Annotated in this window: 12 protein-coding genes, 1 pseudogene and 1 riboswitch; of the genes and pseudogenes, 7 read left to right on the top strand and 6 right to left on the bottom strand. The window is 64.2% G+C overall.

The features are described 5' to 3' along the window. Positions 1-131 precede the first annotated feature (131 nt). Both speB and speE read right to left on the bottom strand, forming a co-directional pair. Positions 132-1,001: an agmatinase gene (gene speB, locus THECO_RS17300; RefSeq protein WP_015256313.1), complete on the bottom strand. Its 870-nt coding sequence runs from the start codon at positions 999-1,001 to the stop codon at positions 132-134. A gap of 70 nt (positions 1,002-1,071) precedes the next feature. Beyond that, positions 1,072-1,902 carry a polyamine aminopropyltransferase gene (gene speE, locus THECO_RS17305; RefSeq protein WP_015256314.1) on the bottom strand — a complete coding sequence of 277 codons (831 nt, stop codon included), beginning with the start codon at positions 1,900-1,902 and terminating at the stop codon, positions 1,072-1,074. Between the two features lie 202 nt (positions 1,903-2,104). On the opposite strand from speE, the gene THECO_RS17310 reads away from it, so the two are divergent. The 3 genes and pseudogenes from THECO_RS17310 to THECO_RS17320 form a co-directional block, all read left to right on the top strand. Continuing rightward, positions 2,105-4,216, top strand: a complete 2,112-nt coding sequence (locus THECO_RS17310) for a transglycosylase domain-containing protein (RefSeq protein ID WP_015256315.1) — start codon at positions 2,105-2,107, stop codon at positions 4,214-4,216. Continuing rightward, the gene (locus THECO_RS17315; protein ID WP_232427819.1) at positions 4,204-4,845 is read left to right on the top strand and encodes a TetR/AcrR family transcriptional regulator; all 642 of its coding nucleotides are present in this window, start codon (positions 4,204-4,206) and stop codon (positions 4,843-4,845) included. Before THECO_RS17310 ends, THECO_RS17315 begins: the two co-directional genes overlap by 13 nt. 250 nt (positions 4,846-5,095) lie before the next feature. Further along, positions 5,096-5,497: pseudogene (locus tag THECO_RS17320) on the top strand (MMPL family transporter); the annotation flags it as partial. 89 nt (positions 5,498-5,586) lie between these two features. Here THECO_RS17320 and THECO_RS17325 read toward each other — a convergent pair. Next, positions 5,587-6,096: a YwhD family protein gene (locus THECO_RS17325; protein ID WP_015256318.1), complete on the bottom strand. Its 510-nt coding sequence runs from the start codon at positions 6,094-6,096 to the stop codon at positions 5,587-5,589. A 111-nt stretch (positions 6,097-6,207) separates the two neighbouring features. Here THECO_RS17325 and THECO_RS17330 point away from each other — a divergent pair, with 111 nt between their 5' ends. From THECO_RS17330 to THECO_RS17345, 4 genes are all read left to right on the top strand, one after another. Then, positions 6,208-8,226, top strand: coding sequence for a M1 family metallopeptidase (locus tag THECO_RS17330; RefSeq protein ID WP_015256319.1), 2,019 nt, complete (start codon positions 6,208-6,210; stop codon positions 8,224-8,226). Between the two features lie 16 nt (positions 8,227-8,242). Next, complete coding sequence (locus tag THECO_RS17335) at positions 8,243-9,067, top strand: hypothetical protein (protein WP_015256320.1); 825 nt, start codon at positions 8,243-8,245, stop codon at positions 9,065-9,067. Positions 9,068-9,294: 227 nt separating this feature from the next. Continuing rightward, positions 9,295-9,448: riboswitch (cyclic di-AMP (ydaO/yuaA leader) on the top strand. A gap of 6 nt (positions 9,449-9,454) precedes the next feature. Beyond that, entirely contained in the window at positions 9,455-9,982 is a 528-nt protein-coding gene (locus tag THECO_RS17340) for a C40 family peptidase (RefSeq protein WP_015256321.1), read from the top strand. Positions 9,983-10,154: 172 nt separating this feature from the next. Further along, positions 10,155-14,786, top strand: a complete 4,632-nt coding sequence (locus THECO_RS17345) for a DEAD/DEAH box helicase (protein WP_015256322.1) — start codon at positions 10,155-10,157, stop codon at positions 14,784-14,786. 46 nt (positions 14,787-14,832) lie between these two features. Here the strand turns inward: THECO_RS17345 and THECO_RS17350 are convergent, their stop codons facing one another. The 3 genes from THECO_RS17350 to THECO_RS20740 all read right to left on the bottom strand — a co-directional run bounded on the left by THECO_RS17350 (position 14,833) and on the right by THECO_RS20740 (position 17,745). After that, positions 14,833-16,062, bottom strand: coding sequence for a hypothetical protein (locus tag THECO_RS17350; protein WP_041853975.1), 1,230 nt, complete (start codon positions 16,060-16,062; stop codon positions 14,833-14,835). After that, on the bottom strand, positions 16,046-16,606 hold the full coding sequence (locus THECO_RS17355; RefSeq protein WP_041853976.1) for an RNA polymerase sigma factor: 561 nt from the start codon (positions 16,604-16,606) through the stop codon (positions 16,046-16,048). The genes THECO_RS17350 and THECO_RS17355 overlap by 17 nt, the downstream gene beginning before the upstream one ends. Before the next feature lie 140 nt (positions 16,607-16,746). Next, positions 16,747-17,745 (bottom strand): polysaccharide deacetylase family protein, encoded by a 999-nt coding sequence (locus THECO_RS20740; RefSeq protein ID WP_015256325.1) that lies wholly within the window; start codon positions 17,743-17,745, stop codon positions 16,747-16,749. Positions 17,746-17,846 lie beyond the last annotated feature (101 nt).

The raw sequence follows: 17,846 nt of genomic DNA on the forward strand, positions 1-17,846 counted from the left end.
ACCGCGAATAACATGTAATCGATTGTAGTTCAATATTCTATCACTTTTGCGTCAAATTGTGGAATGTTCAAACCCCGGAGGAATATCTTCCTCCGGGGCCCGCATGAGCCGATATCGATCTTCTGCCGTGCTTATTTCACGAAACCGAGCAGCATCTCCCGCACGATCTTCGAAGCGGCGATTTGCGTCTGCTCCGTCGGATCGTAGGCGGGCGCCACTTCCACCAGGTCGCAGCCGACGACCCGCGCGTCGGAGCGCGCGATCGCATGCACGGCATCCAGCAGCTCCTTCGACGTGATGCCGCCCGCTTCGGCCGTGCCGGTGCCGGGCGCGCAGGACGGATCGAGCACGTCGATGTCGATCGTCACGTACACGGGCCGGCCCGCCAGCTCGGGCAGCGCGCGCTTCAGCGGCTCCAGCACTTCGAACGGATGGAAGTTCACGTTCTCCCGTCCGTACGCCCACTCCTCGCGCGAGCCGGAGCGGATGCCGAACTGGTACACGTTCTTCCCGCCGATGAGCTCCGCGACTTTGCGGATCGGCGTCGAGTGCGACAGCGGCTCGCCTTCGTACTGCTCGCGCAGGTCCGCGTGCGCGTCGATATGGATGACCGCCAGATCCGGATACTTCGCGTAGACTTCGCGGATGATCGGCCACGAGACGAGGTGCTCGCCGCCGAGGCCGACCGGCAGCTTCCCGTCCGCCAGAACGCCCCGCACGAATTCGCCGATCATCTCCAGGCTGCGCGCCGCATTGCCGAACGGCAGGAGCAGATCCCCCGCATCGAAATAGACGATGTCTTCGAGGCTGCGGTCCAGATACGGGCTGTACTCTTCCAGGCCAACCGACGCCTCGCGGATGCGCGGCGGGCCGAAGCGCGAGCCCGGGCGGAACGAGACGGTGAAGTCCATCGGCATGCCGTAGATGACCGCCTTCGCCGATTCGTAATCTTCGGAGCTCAGAATGAACACGTTGCCGGAATATTTTTGATCCAGCTTCACACCGGTTTTCCCCTTTCCATCAAGAACGCCGCCCCGAAGCGGGACGGCCGTCCGAACGCTCGCATTCCGCTTATTTCACCAGATCCTCGACGAACTTCGGCAGCACGAATGCCGCCTTGTGCAGCCGGGGCGAGTAATATTTCGTATCGATCTCGGGAATCGACGATTCGTCCACATCCAGCGGGTCGTATTTCTTGCTGCCCAGCGTGAACGTCCACAGCCCGCTCGGATAGGTCGGCACATTCGCCCAGTAGGTGCGCACGATCGGGAACACCGCCTTGACGTCCCGGCTCACGCTGCGGATGAGATCCGCCTTGAACCACGGGTTGTCCGTCTGCGCGACGAACATGCCTTCTTCCTTCAGCGCGTCGTAGATGCCCTGGTAGAACCCGCGCGTGAAGAGCTGCACCGCCGGCCCGACCGGCTCGGTCGAATCGACCATGATGACGTCATACGTGTTCTTGTGATCGTGGATGTGCATGAATCCGTCGTTCACGATCACCTGTACGCGGGGATCGTCCAGACCGGACGCGATTTGCGGCAGATAGCGCTTCGAATATTCGATCACCTTGCCGTCAATGTCGACCAGAACGGCTCGCTTCACTTTCGGATGTTTCAGAATTTCGCGGATGACGCCGCCGTCGCCTCCGCCGACCACCAACACATGCTCCGGATTCGGATGCGTGAACAGCGCCGGGTGCGCCACCATTTCGTGGTACACGAACTCGTCACGGTCCGTGGTCATCACCATGCCGTCGAGGAGCAGCATCGTGCCCCATTCCTCGGTCTCCACCATGGCGAGATCCTGGAAGTCCGTCTGTTCGCGGACATACGTTTCCTTCAGCTTCATCGTGATGCCGTAATGGTCAGTCTGTTTCTCCGTAAACCATATCTCCGTCACGAGGACGATCCCTTCTTCCTGTAGGATTTCAACCTGTATTATAGAGTTTCAATGGGAAAAAGCAACATGCTCCCCGCCCCGCTTCAAAATGTTTTTTCTTCCGGGAATGCCGACCGCCTCCAAACCCGCATGAATAACGCCGTCTTTCGATTTCCATACTAAGGAACATGAAAGATTGCGAGCGGAAAGGACGGTGGCGAACATGGCGGATCAGTCGAACAACCGCCCGCAGACCGCGGAAGAGCGCGAGAAACAGAAGAAACGGCTGCTCCGGGCCGAGCGGCGCGTGATCCGGCGTGCCCGCCTCCGCGTCTGGGCCGCGGTCTTCGCCTTCCTCCTGCTGCTCGCCGCCGGCGGGCTGATCGCCGGCTGGATCTGGCTGAGCACGCAGTCGCTGCCCGCCGCATTCATCAGCCAGACTTCGTATATCTACGACAGCCGGGGAGGCGTCATCGACACGCTTCACGCCGGCGGATACCGGCATTCCGTCGAACTGTCGGAAATTTCGCCGTACCTCGTGCAGGCGACGCTCGCCATCGAAGACCGCCGCTTCTTCGAGCATCACGGCATCGATCTGCGCGGACTTGCCCGCGCGGCCCTCGTCAACCTGCGCAGCCTGTCGGCGAAGCAGGGCGCGAGCACGCTGACGCAGCAGCTGGCGCGCAACCTCTGGCTGTCCCACGAGCGGACCTGGTCCCGGAAACTGCAGGAAGCCGTTTACGCGGCGCAGCTTGAAATGAAATACGACAAGACGGAAATTTTGACGATGTATCTGAACCAGATCTACTACGGCCACGGCGCCTACGGCGTCGAAGCCGCCGCGGAGCGCTACTTCGGCAAGCACGCTTCCGAACTGTCGCTCGCGGAGAGCGCCATGCTGGCCGGCGTGCCCAAGGGGCCGCGGTATTACTCGCCTTACCGGGACATGAAGAACGCGAAGGACCGGCAGCGCCTCGTGCTGAACGCCATGGTGGAACAGGGCGTCATCACGCGGGAGGAAGCCGACGCCGCGTTCCGCGAGCCGCTGAACTTCCGTCCGCTCGAATCGGATGCGGACGACGGATACGCGCCGTATTTCCGCGATTACGTCCGGATGGTCGCCGTCGAACAGCTCGGCATCGACGAGCGGCTGATTGCCGAAGGCGGCGTCCGCATCTACACGACGCTCGACCCCGACATCCAGACAGCCGCCGAAGAAGCGGTGAAGAACGGCATTCCGGCGGGCTCCGAACAGCAGGCGGCGCTCATCGCGATCGATCCGCGAAACGGCCATATCAAGGCGATGGTCGGCGGCCGCGACTACAACACGAACCAATACAACCGCGTCTTCGCGACGACGCGCCAGCCGGGGTCCTCCTTCAAGCCGTTCGTCTACCTGACGGCGCTCGAGAACGGCATGACCCCGGTCACCCGCTTCCGGAGCGAACCGACCGTCTTCACGTACGACGAAGGCCGCAAGACGTACGAGCCGCGCAACCATAACGATCATTATGTCATGGACGAGATCGACATGCGGACGGCGATCGCAAGTTCGGACAATATCTATGCCGTCCACACGATTATGGCGGTCGGGCCGGAGAACGTCGTGGCGACAGCCCGCCGCTTCGGCATCGACAGCCCGATGCAGCCGGTGCCTTCGCTGGCGCTCGGCACGTTCCCCGTCAGCCCGTTCGAGATGGCGTCCGCGTTCGGCGCGCTGGCCGCCGGCGGCGTCCGGCACGAGCCGGTCGCGATCCTGCGCATCGAGGATCGCTCGGGACGCGTGCTGTATGAGGCGAAGCCGTCGGCGGTGCAGGCGGCGTCGCCCGCGCATGCGTACGTCATGACGCGGCTGCTCGAGAGCGTGTTCGAGCCGGGCGGCACGGCGCATCGCGTGTCGGCCGCCATCAAGCGCCCGGTGGCCGGCAAGACCGGCACGACTCCCTACGACGCCTGGCTCGTCGGCTACACGCCGGAGCTGTCGGCAGCCGTCTGGGTCGGCTACGACAAGGCGCGCACGATCACGCAGGCCGAGGCGCACCGTGCGGCGCCGATCTTTGCGGACTTCATCGAGCGGGCGCTCGCCGGCGTGCCGCCGAAGATGTTCCCGATGCCGGACGGCGTCGTGACAGTGTACATCGATCCCGAAACCGGCAAACTTGCGGGCGAGACGTGTCCGCAGCGGCGTCCGGAGACGTTCATCGCGGGCACCGAGCCGGTCGAGTATTGCGACGCGCATGACGCAGCAGGCGAAGAAGAGCCGGACTCCGCCCGGGCCGACCAGGAAATCCGCCGCTCCTGGTGGGAAGATCTGAAGCGTTGGTGGCTCGGATAGCCCGGAAGGAGGAATACGCCGGAGCTTGTCGAATTTACCTCTACAATGAGGTGATTGTCATCGCTAGGGAACGCAAGTTTACGACCGACGACCTGTTCCGGGAGACCGGGCACGTGCTGCTCGCGCAGGGCTACGAAGGCTTCACCTTCAGCATCCTGGCCGAACGTCTGCAAGTCTCGAGAGGCGCGCTGTACAAGTACTACGACAACAAGGACGAGCTCATCTCCGATTTCATGATCCACGAGATGGACCGTTTTCTGGCCGAATTGCGGGAGATCGACAACTGTCCGGACTTTGAATCCCGGTTCCGGTATCTGCTCGATCTCATCTTCAAGCGGAGGACGATCCACCAGCTGATCAGCAGCGTCCAGCAGATTCCGAGGTCCGGAAACGCGAAAGTGAAGGCGAACCTTGCGCGGCTGGACCAGCTTCATCTGGACATGTACGCGCGCCTCGGCTCGTTCGTCGGGCAGGGACGGCGGGAAGGAAAACTGCGTTCCCATCTGCCCGACGGGCTGGTGCTCGGCTTCATTTTTCAGTCCATCATGATCCCCAATCATTCGGGCATTCCGTATGAGGAATGGGTGGCGGCCATCGAGGACATCATCCGGCACGGCATCATGGCCTGATTGACAGCGATGCTGCACAAGGCCATAATAAGAGAATGGCAAGCGAAGTTGCGCTTTGCATTCTTTTTTACCCAAAGTGACACATTTGTCACTTTAATCAAGCCATCCCGATTACGGAAGCAGGAGGACCCGTACATGAAATCGTTGCTGCTTCGCATAACGGACTTCGTGTCCACGAAGAGGGGGATGCGGATTACGCTCGGCGTGTGGCTTGCCGTCACGCTGCTGCTCGGCGGGCTGGCGCCGGGCGACGATCCTGATCTCGTACGTGTCCGCGCTCGGGCTCGGCCTGTTCCTGACCGACCTCTTGTTCGGCATCGACACGTACAGCACGCGGATCCCGGTGTACGCCTTCGTCTTCCTGGTGGCGCTCGGGATCGACTACAACATCATCCTCGTGTCGCGGTTCCAGGAGGAACGGCGGCGCCATCCGGTGCGGAAGGCGGTGGAAATCGCCGTTGCGAAGACCGGCGGCGTCATCTCCTCGGCCGGCCTCATTCTCGCGGCGACATTCGCCGTCCTGATGACCCAGCCGGTGCAGGTGCTGTCCGTCTTCGGCTTCATTACCGCCGTGGGCATTCTGCTCGACACGTTCCTCATCCGGGGATTCCTGCTGCCGTCACTGATCGTGTTGTTCGAGAAGGACAAATAAGAAGAGGCCGACCGGGAACTGTTGCCCCGGTCGGCCTCCTTTCAATATCGTGCAATAATGCACCCTGTCCGAAACGACACCGCTGCCAGTCACACATCCAGCGCCTGCTTGAGCTCCTCCGGCGAACGCTCCCACCATTCCGCGTTGTGGCGGATCAGCAGATCTTTCAGCGCCTTTTTCTCCTCCGCCGACAATTCGTCCAGCATGAACCTGCGCTTGATCGCGTAATCCAGCCGGTTCACGTGGTCGGCGAGAATCTTCCACCCGCGCCGCGCTTCCGAATCGATCAGCATCTCGCAGGCGGTCGCGCCCGCGTAGTACGCTCCCTCACCGCTCCGGTCGACCGCGACCCAGACGACCCACACCTTCCGGCCGTTCGGCACATCTTCCTTGTTCGGGCTGAACTTGATGCCGCGTTCCACCCTGCTCTTCGCATGCATGGCGCCGATGTCGATATAGGCTTCGCCGCCGTCGATGATGACGGAGGACACATCGTTCAGATTGATGCTCCCCGCGCCGAATCCTTTATGCGTCTGCGTGCTGACGACATTGAACGCCAGCGTGCGCTTCTTCTGCGAACCGCTGTCTTGCTGTTCCACGAAAAATGTCCCCGCCTTCCTTGCTGGGTTTGTCAATCATTTTAGCTAATAATCCGCCCGTAGCCAACATATACATGCCGTAGATGCTTGTCAACGGGAGGTAATCGGTCCATGCAGCTCAACGCCCGCACCCGAATCGCCCTGATCGCGGCGGCTGCCGTGCTCGCGCTCGCTTTGTTCGGACAAGAGTTCCGCACCGCCTGGCTCTCCCAATATACGTACGCGTCGGCCATCTCATCCGGCGATCCCAAGACTGCGAAGCCGGCTCCCGGGGCAGCGGCCGCGCCGCCTTCGGCTTCCGCTCCGGAGACGGTGCAGAGACCGAAGCCGGCCGCGCTCGCGAGGCGCGTCGTCGAGTATCACATCGACGTCCGGCTGGACGCCGAGGCGAAGACGCTGCATGGCGAGCAGACCGTCACATGGACCAACCCCGGCGCGAAAACGGTATCCGAACTTTATTTTCACCTGTATCCGAACGCCTTCGAGAGCCCGCAGACCACGTTCATGCGCGAGTCCGGCGGCCGGCTCCGGAACGACCGGGCGGTGCCGGAGAGCGTCGGCGGCATCACGCTCCGCTCCATCATCGCCGAGGACGGCGAGAACCTGCTGCCCCGGCTGCAGTACGTCAGCCCGGACGACGGCAACCCGAACGACCGGACGCTGGCAAGATTGCGCCTGTCGCAGCCGGTGCCGCCCGGCGGCAGCGTGACGCTGCGCATGCAGTTCGACGTGAAGCTGCCGCGCGTGTTCGCCCGCATGGGCTATGCCGGTGATTTCGTCATGGCCGGCCAATGGTTTCCGAAGATCGCCGTCTACGAGACGAAGGGGACGCGCGGCCGGAAACAGGAAGGCTGGAACGCGCACCAGTATCACGGCAATTCCGAGTTCTACAGCGACTTCGGCATCTTCAGCGTCAAGATCCGCGTGCCGGAGAACTACAAGACGGCGGCCACCGGGTTCCTCGCGGAGACGCCGAAGATCGAAAACGGCATGAAAACGTACCATTATTACGCCGACGACGTGCACGATTTCGCCTGGGCGGCTTCGCCGGATTTCATCTACAGCGAGGAATCGTATTCCGCGAAAGGCATCCCCGGCGTACGGATCAAGCTGTACCTCGATCCGCTGCACGCCCATCTGCGGGAGCGCTACATGCACGCCGCCAAATCGTCCCTGGCGAAATACGCGGAATGGTACGGCGCCTATCCCTACTCCACCCTGTCCATCGTCGTGCCGCCGAAGGGCGCGGGCGGCGCGGGCGGCATGGAATATCCGACGCTGATCACCGCGGCGTCCGCCGAGGAAGAAAACCCGGGCTTCGAGCTGGAACGGACCGTCGTGCACGAGGTCGGCCACCAATACTGGTACGGCATGGTCGCCACGAACGAGTTCGAAGAAGCCTGGCTGGACGAAGGGTTCACCTCCTACGCCGAGGACAAGGTGATGGACGCCATCTACGGCATCTCGCCAAACTTGCCGGTCGAGGCGGTATACCTGACCGATCCGGCGCCGCTGGACCAGCTCTCCTGGAAATACCGCAGCCACGAGCATTACGCCGAGAACGTCTATCTCCGGGCGAAACTGGTGCTGCTCGGCATCGAACGGAGGGCGGGAGAACGGAAAATGCGCGCCATCATGCGGACGTATTTCCAGACCTACAAGTTCAAGCACCCGTCATCCCGCGACTTCCAGCGCATCGTCGAAAAAGTGACCGGCACCGACTGGGACGACTACTTCGGCGCGTTCGTGTACGGTGGAGAGGCGGCCGACGTGGCGATCGAATCGGTCCGGACTGCGCCTTCGGAATCGAACGGATCGCGGCAATATGAATCGGTCGTCACCCTGTCCCGCACCGGCGCCTATACCGGCCCCATCGCCGTCTTGCTGCAGTTCGCCGACGGGTCGGTCTCGACGCATGTCTGGGACAGCGACAGCGCCAGGACCGAGATCCGGGTCACCCGTCCGCATCCGCTCGTCTGGGCGGCGGCGGACCCGAACCGGACGAACCTGCTCGACAACCGGCTGTACAACAACTTCATGAAAGCCGAGCTGCCGCGGACGACACGGAATCGCTGGAATCTCGGCGCCGCGAAGCTGCTGGAAACGATCATCGCCCGGTTCGGATGGTAATGGGAGGAGGACCGCCATGAAAACCTATGTGATCAACGGATGGAACCGCACCGTGCGGCACGCCGGCATCATCGTCCTCCTGTTCGTCTATCAGTTTCTGTGGGGATTCTTCCTCTACCGGGCGATCGACGGCGTGCTGGTCCCGCTCCTGAAGCGGTACCCGGATCCATTGGCCGCCAAGGGGGCCGTGGAGCTCTTCCTTGTCGAAGCGCAGTTCCGGATCATGAAGACCGATCTGCTCGTTCCCTACGGCCTGGCGCTGGCCGGTCTGCTCGCCGTCCGCATGCTGCTCACGCCGTTCATCAACGCCGGACTGTTCCACTCGCTGCAGCATGCGACGAAGGAGCGCGGCACCACGTTTTTCTCCGGCATCCGGGCCGCCTGGAAGCGCATCGCCCTCATCTACGCCGCCGAACTCGCCCTGATCCTCGCGCCGCTCGCCTGGCTGCTGCCGCTTGCGCGCCGCGCGTTCTTCGACAGCGCCGGATGGGGCGACCTGCTGTGGGCGGTGCTGCCCGCCGCGGCCGCCTGGCTGGGGTGGTGCCTGCTCATCCGCCTGGTCTCGCTCGGCATGCAGTTCGGAGCGGCGGCGGGTGACGGGATGCTGCCGTCGCTGTCCGTCACGATCCGCAGCCTGCCGATGGCCGCCGCGGCGGCGCTCACGGTATGGGCGATCGGCGCCGCGACCGGTCTCGTCTCCACCGCCGTGTCGATGATCTGGGCCGGGCTGTTCGCGCTCATTCTGCACCAGGCCCAGCAATTTTTCCGCACCTGGTTCAAAGTATGGACCTTCGCCGCGCAATATGAAGCGTGGCAATCGAAACGGCAGCCGGCCGCTTGACTGCCGGTCCGGCCCCGCAGCGGCCCGCCGCAAACCGAAGCCGACATATCCGGACACTAGCCCGGACATGTCGGCTTTTTCTTTTTCCATTCACCTTTTCATGAGAAAAATTCGCCTTTTTATGAGGGGGGTTCGGTGTTTTATGAGAGAATTTTCGTGTTTTTATGAGAGGATTCTCATTTTAATTTGGAAGGATTTCACGAGCGGAAAGCGAATTCGTAGGACCGTTGTGAAAAATGCCGAATTCCCGTCGAACGGGAAGCGGGGGAACCAATCCGGGTGAACGGACTCTGCGCTGCCGGGCGGCATGCGCCGGAAGAGTCCCAGGGAGCCTTCGACCGAACCCCACAGCTAACCTCGCAGGCATCGGAAGGAGTTCTCGCATACGTGAAACGACTGGCGGTATCCTTCACGGCGCTGCTTGCCATTGTATTTGCTTTCACGACGGCTGGCGCCTCTGCCGGATCGAAGATGGACGCAGTAATCGATGAACTGCTCGGCACTCCGTACAAGTACGGCGGCACCACGACCAAAGGATTTGATTGTTCCGGTTTTACCGCTTATGTATTTGCGAAGTTCGGCATCGAACTGCCGCACAGTTCCTCCGCCATGGCAGAAAAAGGCGAAAAGATCGCGAAGGAAGATCTCCGCGAAGGCGACCTCGTCTTCTTCAACACGAGCGGCAACGGCATCTCCCACGTCGGCATCTATGTCGGCGACGGCAAGTTCGCCCACGCCTCCACGTCGAAAGGCGTCGTTATTACCGCGCTGTCGGACAAGTATTACGCGAAGCGGTATGTCACCGCGCGCCGCATCCTGGGCGACAGCGCCTACGAGAAGATCGCCGTCGAGCAGCCGGCTGTGCAGGAGCAAGCAGAGAAAGCCGCAGGCGCGGCGGAAGGTACGGAAGCTTAACCGTAAACCGGGCGGAACGGTCCGGCAAGCATCAGAACCCGCAGGGTCTCCCCGAGAGCCCGGCGGGTTCTTGCGTTTTGCCCGGACACGCCGGATTGTGTGCGAATGCCGGATTGGTTATGCTGGGAGTGCGGAATGTTTTTTCGTGCAACGATGCAAGGAGGCGAAGGGCATGACGGATTTCGGCGGGCAGCCGCTGCCGCCGGAGCTGGAGGGGTTCCATCCGGTTCTCGCGCAATGGTTCTTCCGTTCCTTCGGAGAACCGACTCCCGTGCAGCGGGAGGCTTGGGACGCCATCCGCACGGGACATCACGCGCTGATTGCCGCGCCGACCGGTTCCGGGAAGACGCTGGCGGCGCTCCTGCCCTGCCTCGATCATTGCATCCGGACGAAGACCGGGCAAGGCGCCGGTTCCGGCGTGAAAGTCGTCTATATCACGCCGCTGAAAGCCCTGAACAATGACATTCATCACCACATTGCCGAATTCGCCGAGGCGATCGACCGGCTGGCCGCGGAATCCGGACAGCCCTGGCCCGGCCTGCGCGCGGCCGTCCGCACCGGCGACACGACCGGGGCGCAGCGCGCCGCGATGCTGCGGCGGCCGCCGGACGTGCTCGTGACGACGCCGGAGTCGCTGTATATCCTGCTTCTGTCGGAGAAGGGCCGGCGGATGCTGCGGACGACGGAGAAAGTGATCGTCGACGAGATCCACGATCTGGCCGCGGACAAGCGCGGCGCGCATCTGTCGCTGACGCTCGAACGGCTCGCTGACCTCTGCCCGGCGCGGATCCAGCGGATCGGCGTGTCGGCGACGCAGAAGCCGCTTGCGCGCGTCGCCCGCTTCCTCGCCGGCTGGGAAGAGCCCCGGGAGGCGCTGCCCGTGCCGGGAGACGGCGGCCGGTCCGCCGCGCCGGCTGATGCGGGCGCGGCCGAAGAATTTGCGCACCCGTACGGATACCGGCCGCGGCCCGTCAAGATCGTGGAGAGCCGGATGGAGCGGAAGATCGAGCTGACGGTGACGCTTCCCGGGCAGCCGCCGGGCAGCCGGAAGATTGAACTCGTCTGGAAGCCGATCGTCGAGCGCCTGATGCAGCTGATGGAAGGCGCCCGATCCGTCATCATCTTCGTGAACAGCCGGCGGCTGGCCGAACGGCTGACGCTTCACCTGAACGACCATGCCGGGTTCGAGATGTCGATGTCGCATCACGGCAGCGTCAGCCGCGAGCGCCGGCTGGAGATCGAGAGGCGGCTGAAATCGGGCGATCTGCGCGTCATCGTCGCCACCTCGTCGCTGGAGCTGGGCATCGACATCGGTCATGTCGACCTCGTGATCCAGCTCGATTCGCCGCTCTCCGCGGCGGCCGGCATCCAGCGGTTCGGCAGGGCGGGCCATGCCGTCGGCGGTGTAAGCCGCGGGGCGATCGTCGCGCGCACCCTCGAACAGCTGCCCGAGATCGCCGTGCTTACCCGGCGGATCATCGAGCGCGACATCGAGCCGATCGAGCCGCCCCGGGATCCGCTTGACGTGCTGTCGCAGCACGTCGTCGCGATGGCGGCCGCATCGCCGGACGCGCTCGCCGTGAACGAGCTGCATCGGCTCATCATCCGCAGCGACAGCTTCCGGTCGTTCCCGCCGGAGCGGCTGCACGCCGCGCTGCTCGTGCTCGGCGGACGATATCCGTTCGTGCGGCCGCTGATCGAATACGACAGCCTGACCGGCCGCATCTCCCGGCGGGGAAGCAGCGCCATGGCCGCGCTGACCGGCGCGGGCACGATTCCGCAGAGTTCCGGCTACCCGGTCCACCATGCGGAGACCCGCGTCCGCCTCGGCGAGCTGGACGAAGAGTATATCGAGGAGAGCCGGGTCGGCGACGTCTTCCAGCTGGGCACCAGCTCGTGGCGTATCCAGAGCATCCGGCAGGACCGGGTCTATGCGGTGGAAGCGGGCAACCGGTACAGCGAAATCCCGTTCTGGCGGAACGAGGGCCCCGGGCGTTCCTACGAGCTGGGACAGGCCGTCGGCCGGCTGTGGGCCGAACTTGAACGGCGGCTGACGGCTGGCGGTGGAGCGGCGGGGAGCGCTGTCGAAACGGCGGAACATGTCGATGGAGCGGCAGCGCGTGAAGCCGTCAACCCTTCGGAGGGTCAGGCGGCGGACTTCGGGGGGCCGGATAATGGTTCCGGGACGGGCGGCCAGGCGGCCGCCGATGCGGAGACCATCGACTGGCTGTCCCGCAGCTTCCATCTGGACGGCGGGGCGGCATCCGGCCTTGCGGCGCTCGTCCGCTCCCAGCACGCGCACGGCGGCGTGCCGACCGACAAGCGGCTGCTCGTCGAGTATTACCGCGACGTGACGGGGCGCTGGCACGTCGTCATGCACAACCACTGGGGCAAGCGCGTCAACCGCACCTGGCTGCTGGCGATCCGGCATGTGCTGGAACAAGCGATGGGGCAGCAGGTGTACGCCCATGCCCGGGACGGCGGAATCGAGCTTGTGCTGCCGGAATGGGGACCGGCCTGGCTTGACGCCGTGCGGCAAGTGACGCCCGACAATGTGGAGCGGCTGCTGAGGGAAGCCATTGCCGGCTCCCCCCTCTTCGCCGTCTCGTTCCGGCGCATTGCGGAGACGTCGCTGCTCTTGCAGCGCAGCTTCCGGCGCACGCCGATGTGGCAGAAACGCATCCGCAGCGAAGAACTGCTCCGGGAGGCGCTGCCGTATGCCGAGCAGTTCCCCTATCTGCACGAAGCGATGCGCTGCACGCTTCACGACGAGCTGGACCTCCCGAACCTTCTGGATGCGCTGCGCTCCCTCGCCGACGGCACCATCCGCATCGTCATGCGCGAGACCGCGCATCCTTCGCCGCTGGCGTCGGCATTCGTGTCCGATTACGCGATGAAGCAATTGTACGAAGGCGACCAGCTCAGCGGCGATTTGCAGTTGCAGCTCATCGAAATCAACAAGCGGCTTGCGGGCGAACTGTTCGGCGAGGAAGCGCTGCGCCGCGCCGTGCGGCCGGAAGCGATCGAGGAAGAGCGGCGGCGGCTCGCCGAACCGGGGCCGGGCGGTCCGCCCGCGGATCCGGACGGGCTGTACGCGCTGCTCAAGCGGCGGGGCGACAGCTCGGCCGACGAGCTGGCCGCTTGGGCCGGCGGCCGGACGGCGGAGTGGCTCCGGGCGCTCGAACGGGATGGCCGGATTGCGCCGCTGGAATTCGGCGGCATTGTGCGCTGGATCTGCGCGGACGAACGCGACCTGTACCGCGAGTTTCCCGCGACTCCCGCATCCGTCGCCTTCGTGGCCGGGCGCTGGACGGAGCAGGTGCTCTCCTTCACGATGGCGGATCTGATCGGCCGCTATCCGCAGCTGTCGCCGGTGCAGGCGCGCGCCGTCATCGACGAGCTGCTGCTGCAGGAGCGGATCGAACCGTCGCCGATCGCGGGCGATGATGAAGGCGAGGCATGGATGAGCAGCCGGATCGCCTCCCGCATCCTCCGCCGTTCCGTGCGGGAAGCGCGCAGGGAGGCCGAGCCGCTCGAGCCGGAAAGGTGGCTGCTGGAGGCTGCCGCGCTCCAGTACGCGCTGCCGGGCGCGCGGCTCGCCGGCGAGAGCGGCCTGCTGGCGGTGATCGGCCGGCTGCAGGGGCTGTTCCTGCCGCTCGAACTGTGGGAGACCGTCATCTTCCCCTCCCGGCTGACCGCTTACCGCGGCGAACTGCTCGACGCGCTCTGCGCAAGCGGGGAAGTCATCTGGACGGCGCGCAGGGAATCCGGCGCCGACCAGGTCCAGGTCGCGTTCTTCCTTGCCGAATCACGGGAACTCTACGTTCCGGTTCTGCGGGAAAGCGCCGGCCGGCCGGTCAAGCACCCGGAACTGCTCGATCGGCTCCGGGATGGCGGCGCCGCCTTCCTGACGAAGCTGGCCCGGGAGTTCGACCGGCTGCCGTCCGAGCTGCTGTCCGATCTGCTGGATCTCGTCCGGGACGGGCATGTGTCGAACGATCAATTCGCCCCGCTGCGTCTCGCATTGACGGCGAAGCCGGCAAAAACGGCGAAGACCGCGCAGACAGGCGCTGCCCGCGGACTGCCCCGGACCGGCTCCGGACACGGCCGCTGGTATGCGCTCTCCGATCTGCTGCAGGATGCGGATGCGCCGCAAGCCGATGTGCCGCAAGAGACGTCCGTCATGGCCTGGACGCGCCATCTGCTCGACGGGTTCGGCGTGCTCGCGAAAGAAACGGCCGACCACTGGTCGCCCTTCGGGTGGGATGTGCTGCTGCCCGTTCTCCGGCAGTTGGAGACCATGGGCATCGTCACGCGCGGCCTGTTCGTCCGCGGCGTGCAGACGATGCAATTCGTCTCCCGTGAACGGGTCGCTTCGCTTCGCCGTCCGCCCGTCGAAGCCGGGGCCGAAGACGACGTGACGGTGCTGGCCGCGTCCGATCCCGCAAGTCCGTTCGGGCTGCTTGCGCCGTGGCCGCAGCGGCCGGGCGCCGCCTTCGCGCGCCGCAGCGGCAACTTCCTCGTGCTGCGCGGCGGGGAATGGCTGCTGTGGATCGAAGGATACGGGAGGAGCGTATCCACGATGCGGGCGCCGGAAGACATCGGCGAAGATGCGCTGGCGGACACGATGCGCCGCGCGTTCCGCACGATCATGCAAATGACGAAGCGCAGCAAAATCCGGATCGCCTCCCTGAACGGCGAACCGGCCGCCGAATCGCCGGAGGCCGCCTCCTTGCTGCAATCCGTCGGAGCGGAGCGCGACGCCCGCGCGATGACGGTCTGGCTGAGCTCGCTCGGCCGATGAACAAGCAAGGGATCCCCGCGCAGGGGATCCCTTCTTCATTTCCGCATCACGGCAGCGCCCGGCTGGCCGGAGCTCCGCCAAACAATTCGCTGACTCTGCGAATCCATTCGTCCACATAATCGACGTGCGTCGCCCACTCGGCCATGATGACCGTCTCGCCGGGCTTCAGCTCCATGTCCAGCATTTCCCGATCCAATTTGCCGTTCTTCATGCTGTAGATGACGATCTTCCGGTCTGTCAGGATAACCGCCATATTGCGCGCCGGGGACGTCACGGCATCGACGGCGGCGGGCTGCACGGCGCGGATGTCATCCCAATACAATGCCAGTTCGTTGTGGGCGACGATCACGGAGCCGATGGCATAGGGCAGTTCCCGCCGGACAGCGCTTTCCATACGCTTGCCTGCGCCCTCCTCGCGCCCGACCGCGATCCAGCGGCCCGCCTTGCGCGCGAGCGTCCATTCGTCGATGCCGCCCAGACGTTCCGGCGCATCGGTCTCGGCTACGCCGAGCCTGCCGTCCGTCTGTACGGCCGGAACCATATGCCGCTCGGCGTCGGATGCAATCAATCTGACATTCCGGGGCTGGGAAAGATCGGCTATATCCATCATCCGATACGTCCACTCGCCCGACGTCAGACGGGCGATGCCGACATAGCGGTTGCCCGCGAACAGGATGCGCTCCTCAATCGGACCGATGCCCCCGCCTCCCGCCCGAACCGGCGGCAGCGTCCCCGTATCTCCGCGCGAAGCGTTGTAGGCTCCGACCAGCCGAAACGTGCCGTTGTTGCCCTGGATTTCCTGCACATCCAGCCGCCAGAAATCGGTGCGGTACGGCATGATGATGCCGTCTCCATCCGCCGCCGACCAATCGGACGCGTCGGGCCCGCCCGAGACGAGCAGCGTCCGGTAGGCGCTCGCCGCTCCGTCCGTATCCTGCCTGAGCCCGAGGAGCAGCACCGAACGGCGCGGCGTCTCCTCCGCATCGGCCACGGCCGTCGCGGAGCCGGCAACCGTATCCGATCCGGACGAATCGGCCAACTGCTGCTGCGTGCCGCCGGTGTTCCCCGGATGGAGCCGGATCAGCAGCACGACCGCGGCGATCACGAGGCATACGCCCATGCCCATGCCGGCCAGCCGGGACGGCCGGAAAGGACGGCGGACCGGAGTCTCGTCCAGCCGCTCTTCGATCCGTCTGCGCAGCCGTTCGTCGAAACCGCTGCGCTTGAGCGGTCCATGGGCCAGTTCGCGCCTCAGCTCGTCATCTGTCGGAATCACCGCGACCGCCTCCTCTCGCCGCCAGTTTCCGCCTTGCATGGAACAGCCTCGACTTGACCGTCCCTTCGCTTACGCCCAGCATTTCCGCGATTTCTTTCATCGAAAGTTGATAATGCGCGTACAGAATGACGACCTCACGGTATTTGTACGGAAGTTCGAGCACCTGCTTCCACATGTCGTTCACCGCCAGCGACTCGATGACTTCCCGCTCGGCGGATGAAGAGGCTCCGTCCTCCCTGAACGCGTCCACCAGCACCACCCGGCGGAAGAACGCCTGCTTCCGGTAATCGAGCACCATGTTGCGGGTAATGGCAAGCAGCCATGTCTTCACGGACGCCTGGCTGCGGAATGTATGCAGATTCCGGTAAGCCTTCAGGAACACTTCCTGCGCGATGTCGTCCGCCTGGTCCCATTTCCGCGTCATGCTGTAGGCGAAGTTCCAGACGTCTTTGCCATATGCATTCATCAGTTCGGTCAACAATGCCTTGCGGTCGGCTTGCTCGCCGATGAACCGCAAGTATTCGAAACCCGTATCGGATTGCACTTCGCCACCTCTAGTCCCGATACAATCGGCGTCCGGCACCGCGGCCGCATCCTGCGGCACGGCGGCGCTTGAAGCACCCGTTTCCATTATCCAGGAATTCATCACCGATTGCCATAGGGGAGCCGAAAAAATATGTCCATTCACTTGCTGTCACGCTCCAATCCGGATACGGTCGACAGCTCATACCCCTGTGCCAGCAGCCCTTCGATGATCTCCGGCAGCGCCTCGATCGTTCCGCTGAGATCGGCGTTCTTGCCGCCGAAACTGTGCAGCAGAATGATCGCGCCGTCTTTCGCGTGTTCCAGCACATGGGATGCGATTTCGGCGGCCGGTGTGCCGTCCCAGTCGCGGGGATCGACATTCCAGCGGACGAGCTTCTTGCCCGAATCCGACAGCGCGGCTTTGAGTTCATCCGATACCGATCCGTAGGGAGGCCGGAACAGCGCGGGGACGATGCCCGCCGCTTCCCGCAGCGCCTCGTCCGCGAGGCGCAGATCTTCGGTGATGTCGGCGGCCGTCATCTTGCCCATGTCCGCATGGGCGTAGCCGTGGCTGCCGATCTCGTGTCCCTCGTCCCGGATGCGCGCCAGCACTTCGGGATAACGCTCGGCCTGAGTGCCGACGACAAAAAATGTAGCAGTAACGCCGTATTGCGACAAGATGTCAAGGACCATTGGCGTATATTTCCTGTCAGGGCCGTCGTCGAAAGTCAGCGCGGCCCGTTTGGCCGGTACGGGCGCTTCCCGCCTTTGCGAAGCCGATTCCGATTCCGACGGACCCGGCGGCTGCACGATCGATTCCGGCGGCTGTTCCGTTGCCGTGCTCCCGGCGGGTGCCGGCCGATTTCCGGCCAGAGGCGTCCCGTCAGCCGCCAAGCCGCCGCCCTCGGCCGCCGCGTGTCCCGATCCGCCTTCGGTCAAGGCGATATCCGCCGCCGTGTCCGAGGCGCTTTCGGCATCCGCCGCAATTGTCGAACGGACCGCGGCAAGCCCGAACATCTGGAGGATGATGTCCGCTCCCGCTTCCGCGCCAAACAGGCTGATGATGCCGGCGATGCCATGGAGCAGGACGAGTCCCGCCAGCACCAAACCCAGCTCCGTTCCGCTCCGACCGCCGGGCCGCGCACGCCCCTCCCGCATGCCGCTCTCCTCCCCGATCCGTTCCGTTAACCGTATAGACGAATCGGACCGGCCGCAAGTTCACGGAAAGCGGATCCAATTTATGCATTTTTGATTTCTAC

It is taken from the genome of Thermobacillus composti KWC4, assembly GCF_000227705.2.
Taxonomy (GTDB): domain Bacteria; phylum Bacillota; class Bacilli; order Paenibacillales; family Paenibacillaceae; genus Thermobacillus; species Thermobacillus xylanilyticus.

Coding starts and splice junctions, on each gene's coding strand:
- THECO_RS17345 (WP_015256322.1), top strand. CDS start 10,155: ATGACGGATTTCGGCGGGCAGCCGCTGCCGCCGGAGCTGGAGGGGTTC.
- THECO_RS17330 (WP_015256319.1), top strand. CDS start 6,208: ATGCAGCTCAACGCCCGCACCCGAATCGCCCTGATCGCGGCGGCTGCC.
- THECO_RS20740 (WP_015256325.1), bottom strand. CDS start 17,745: ATGCGGGAGGGGCGTGCGCGGCCCGGCGGTCGGAGCGGAACGGAGCTG.
- THECO_RS17335 (WP_015256320.1), top strand. CDS start 8,243: ATGAAAACCTATGTGATCAACGGATGGAACCGCACCGTGCGGCACGCC.
- THECO_RS17310 (WP_015256315.1), top strand. CDS start 2,105: ATGGCGGATCAGTCGAACAACCGCCCGCAGACCGCGGAAGAGCGCGAG.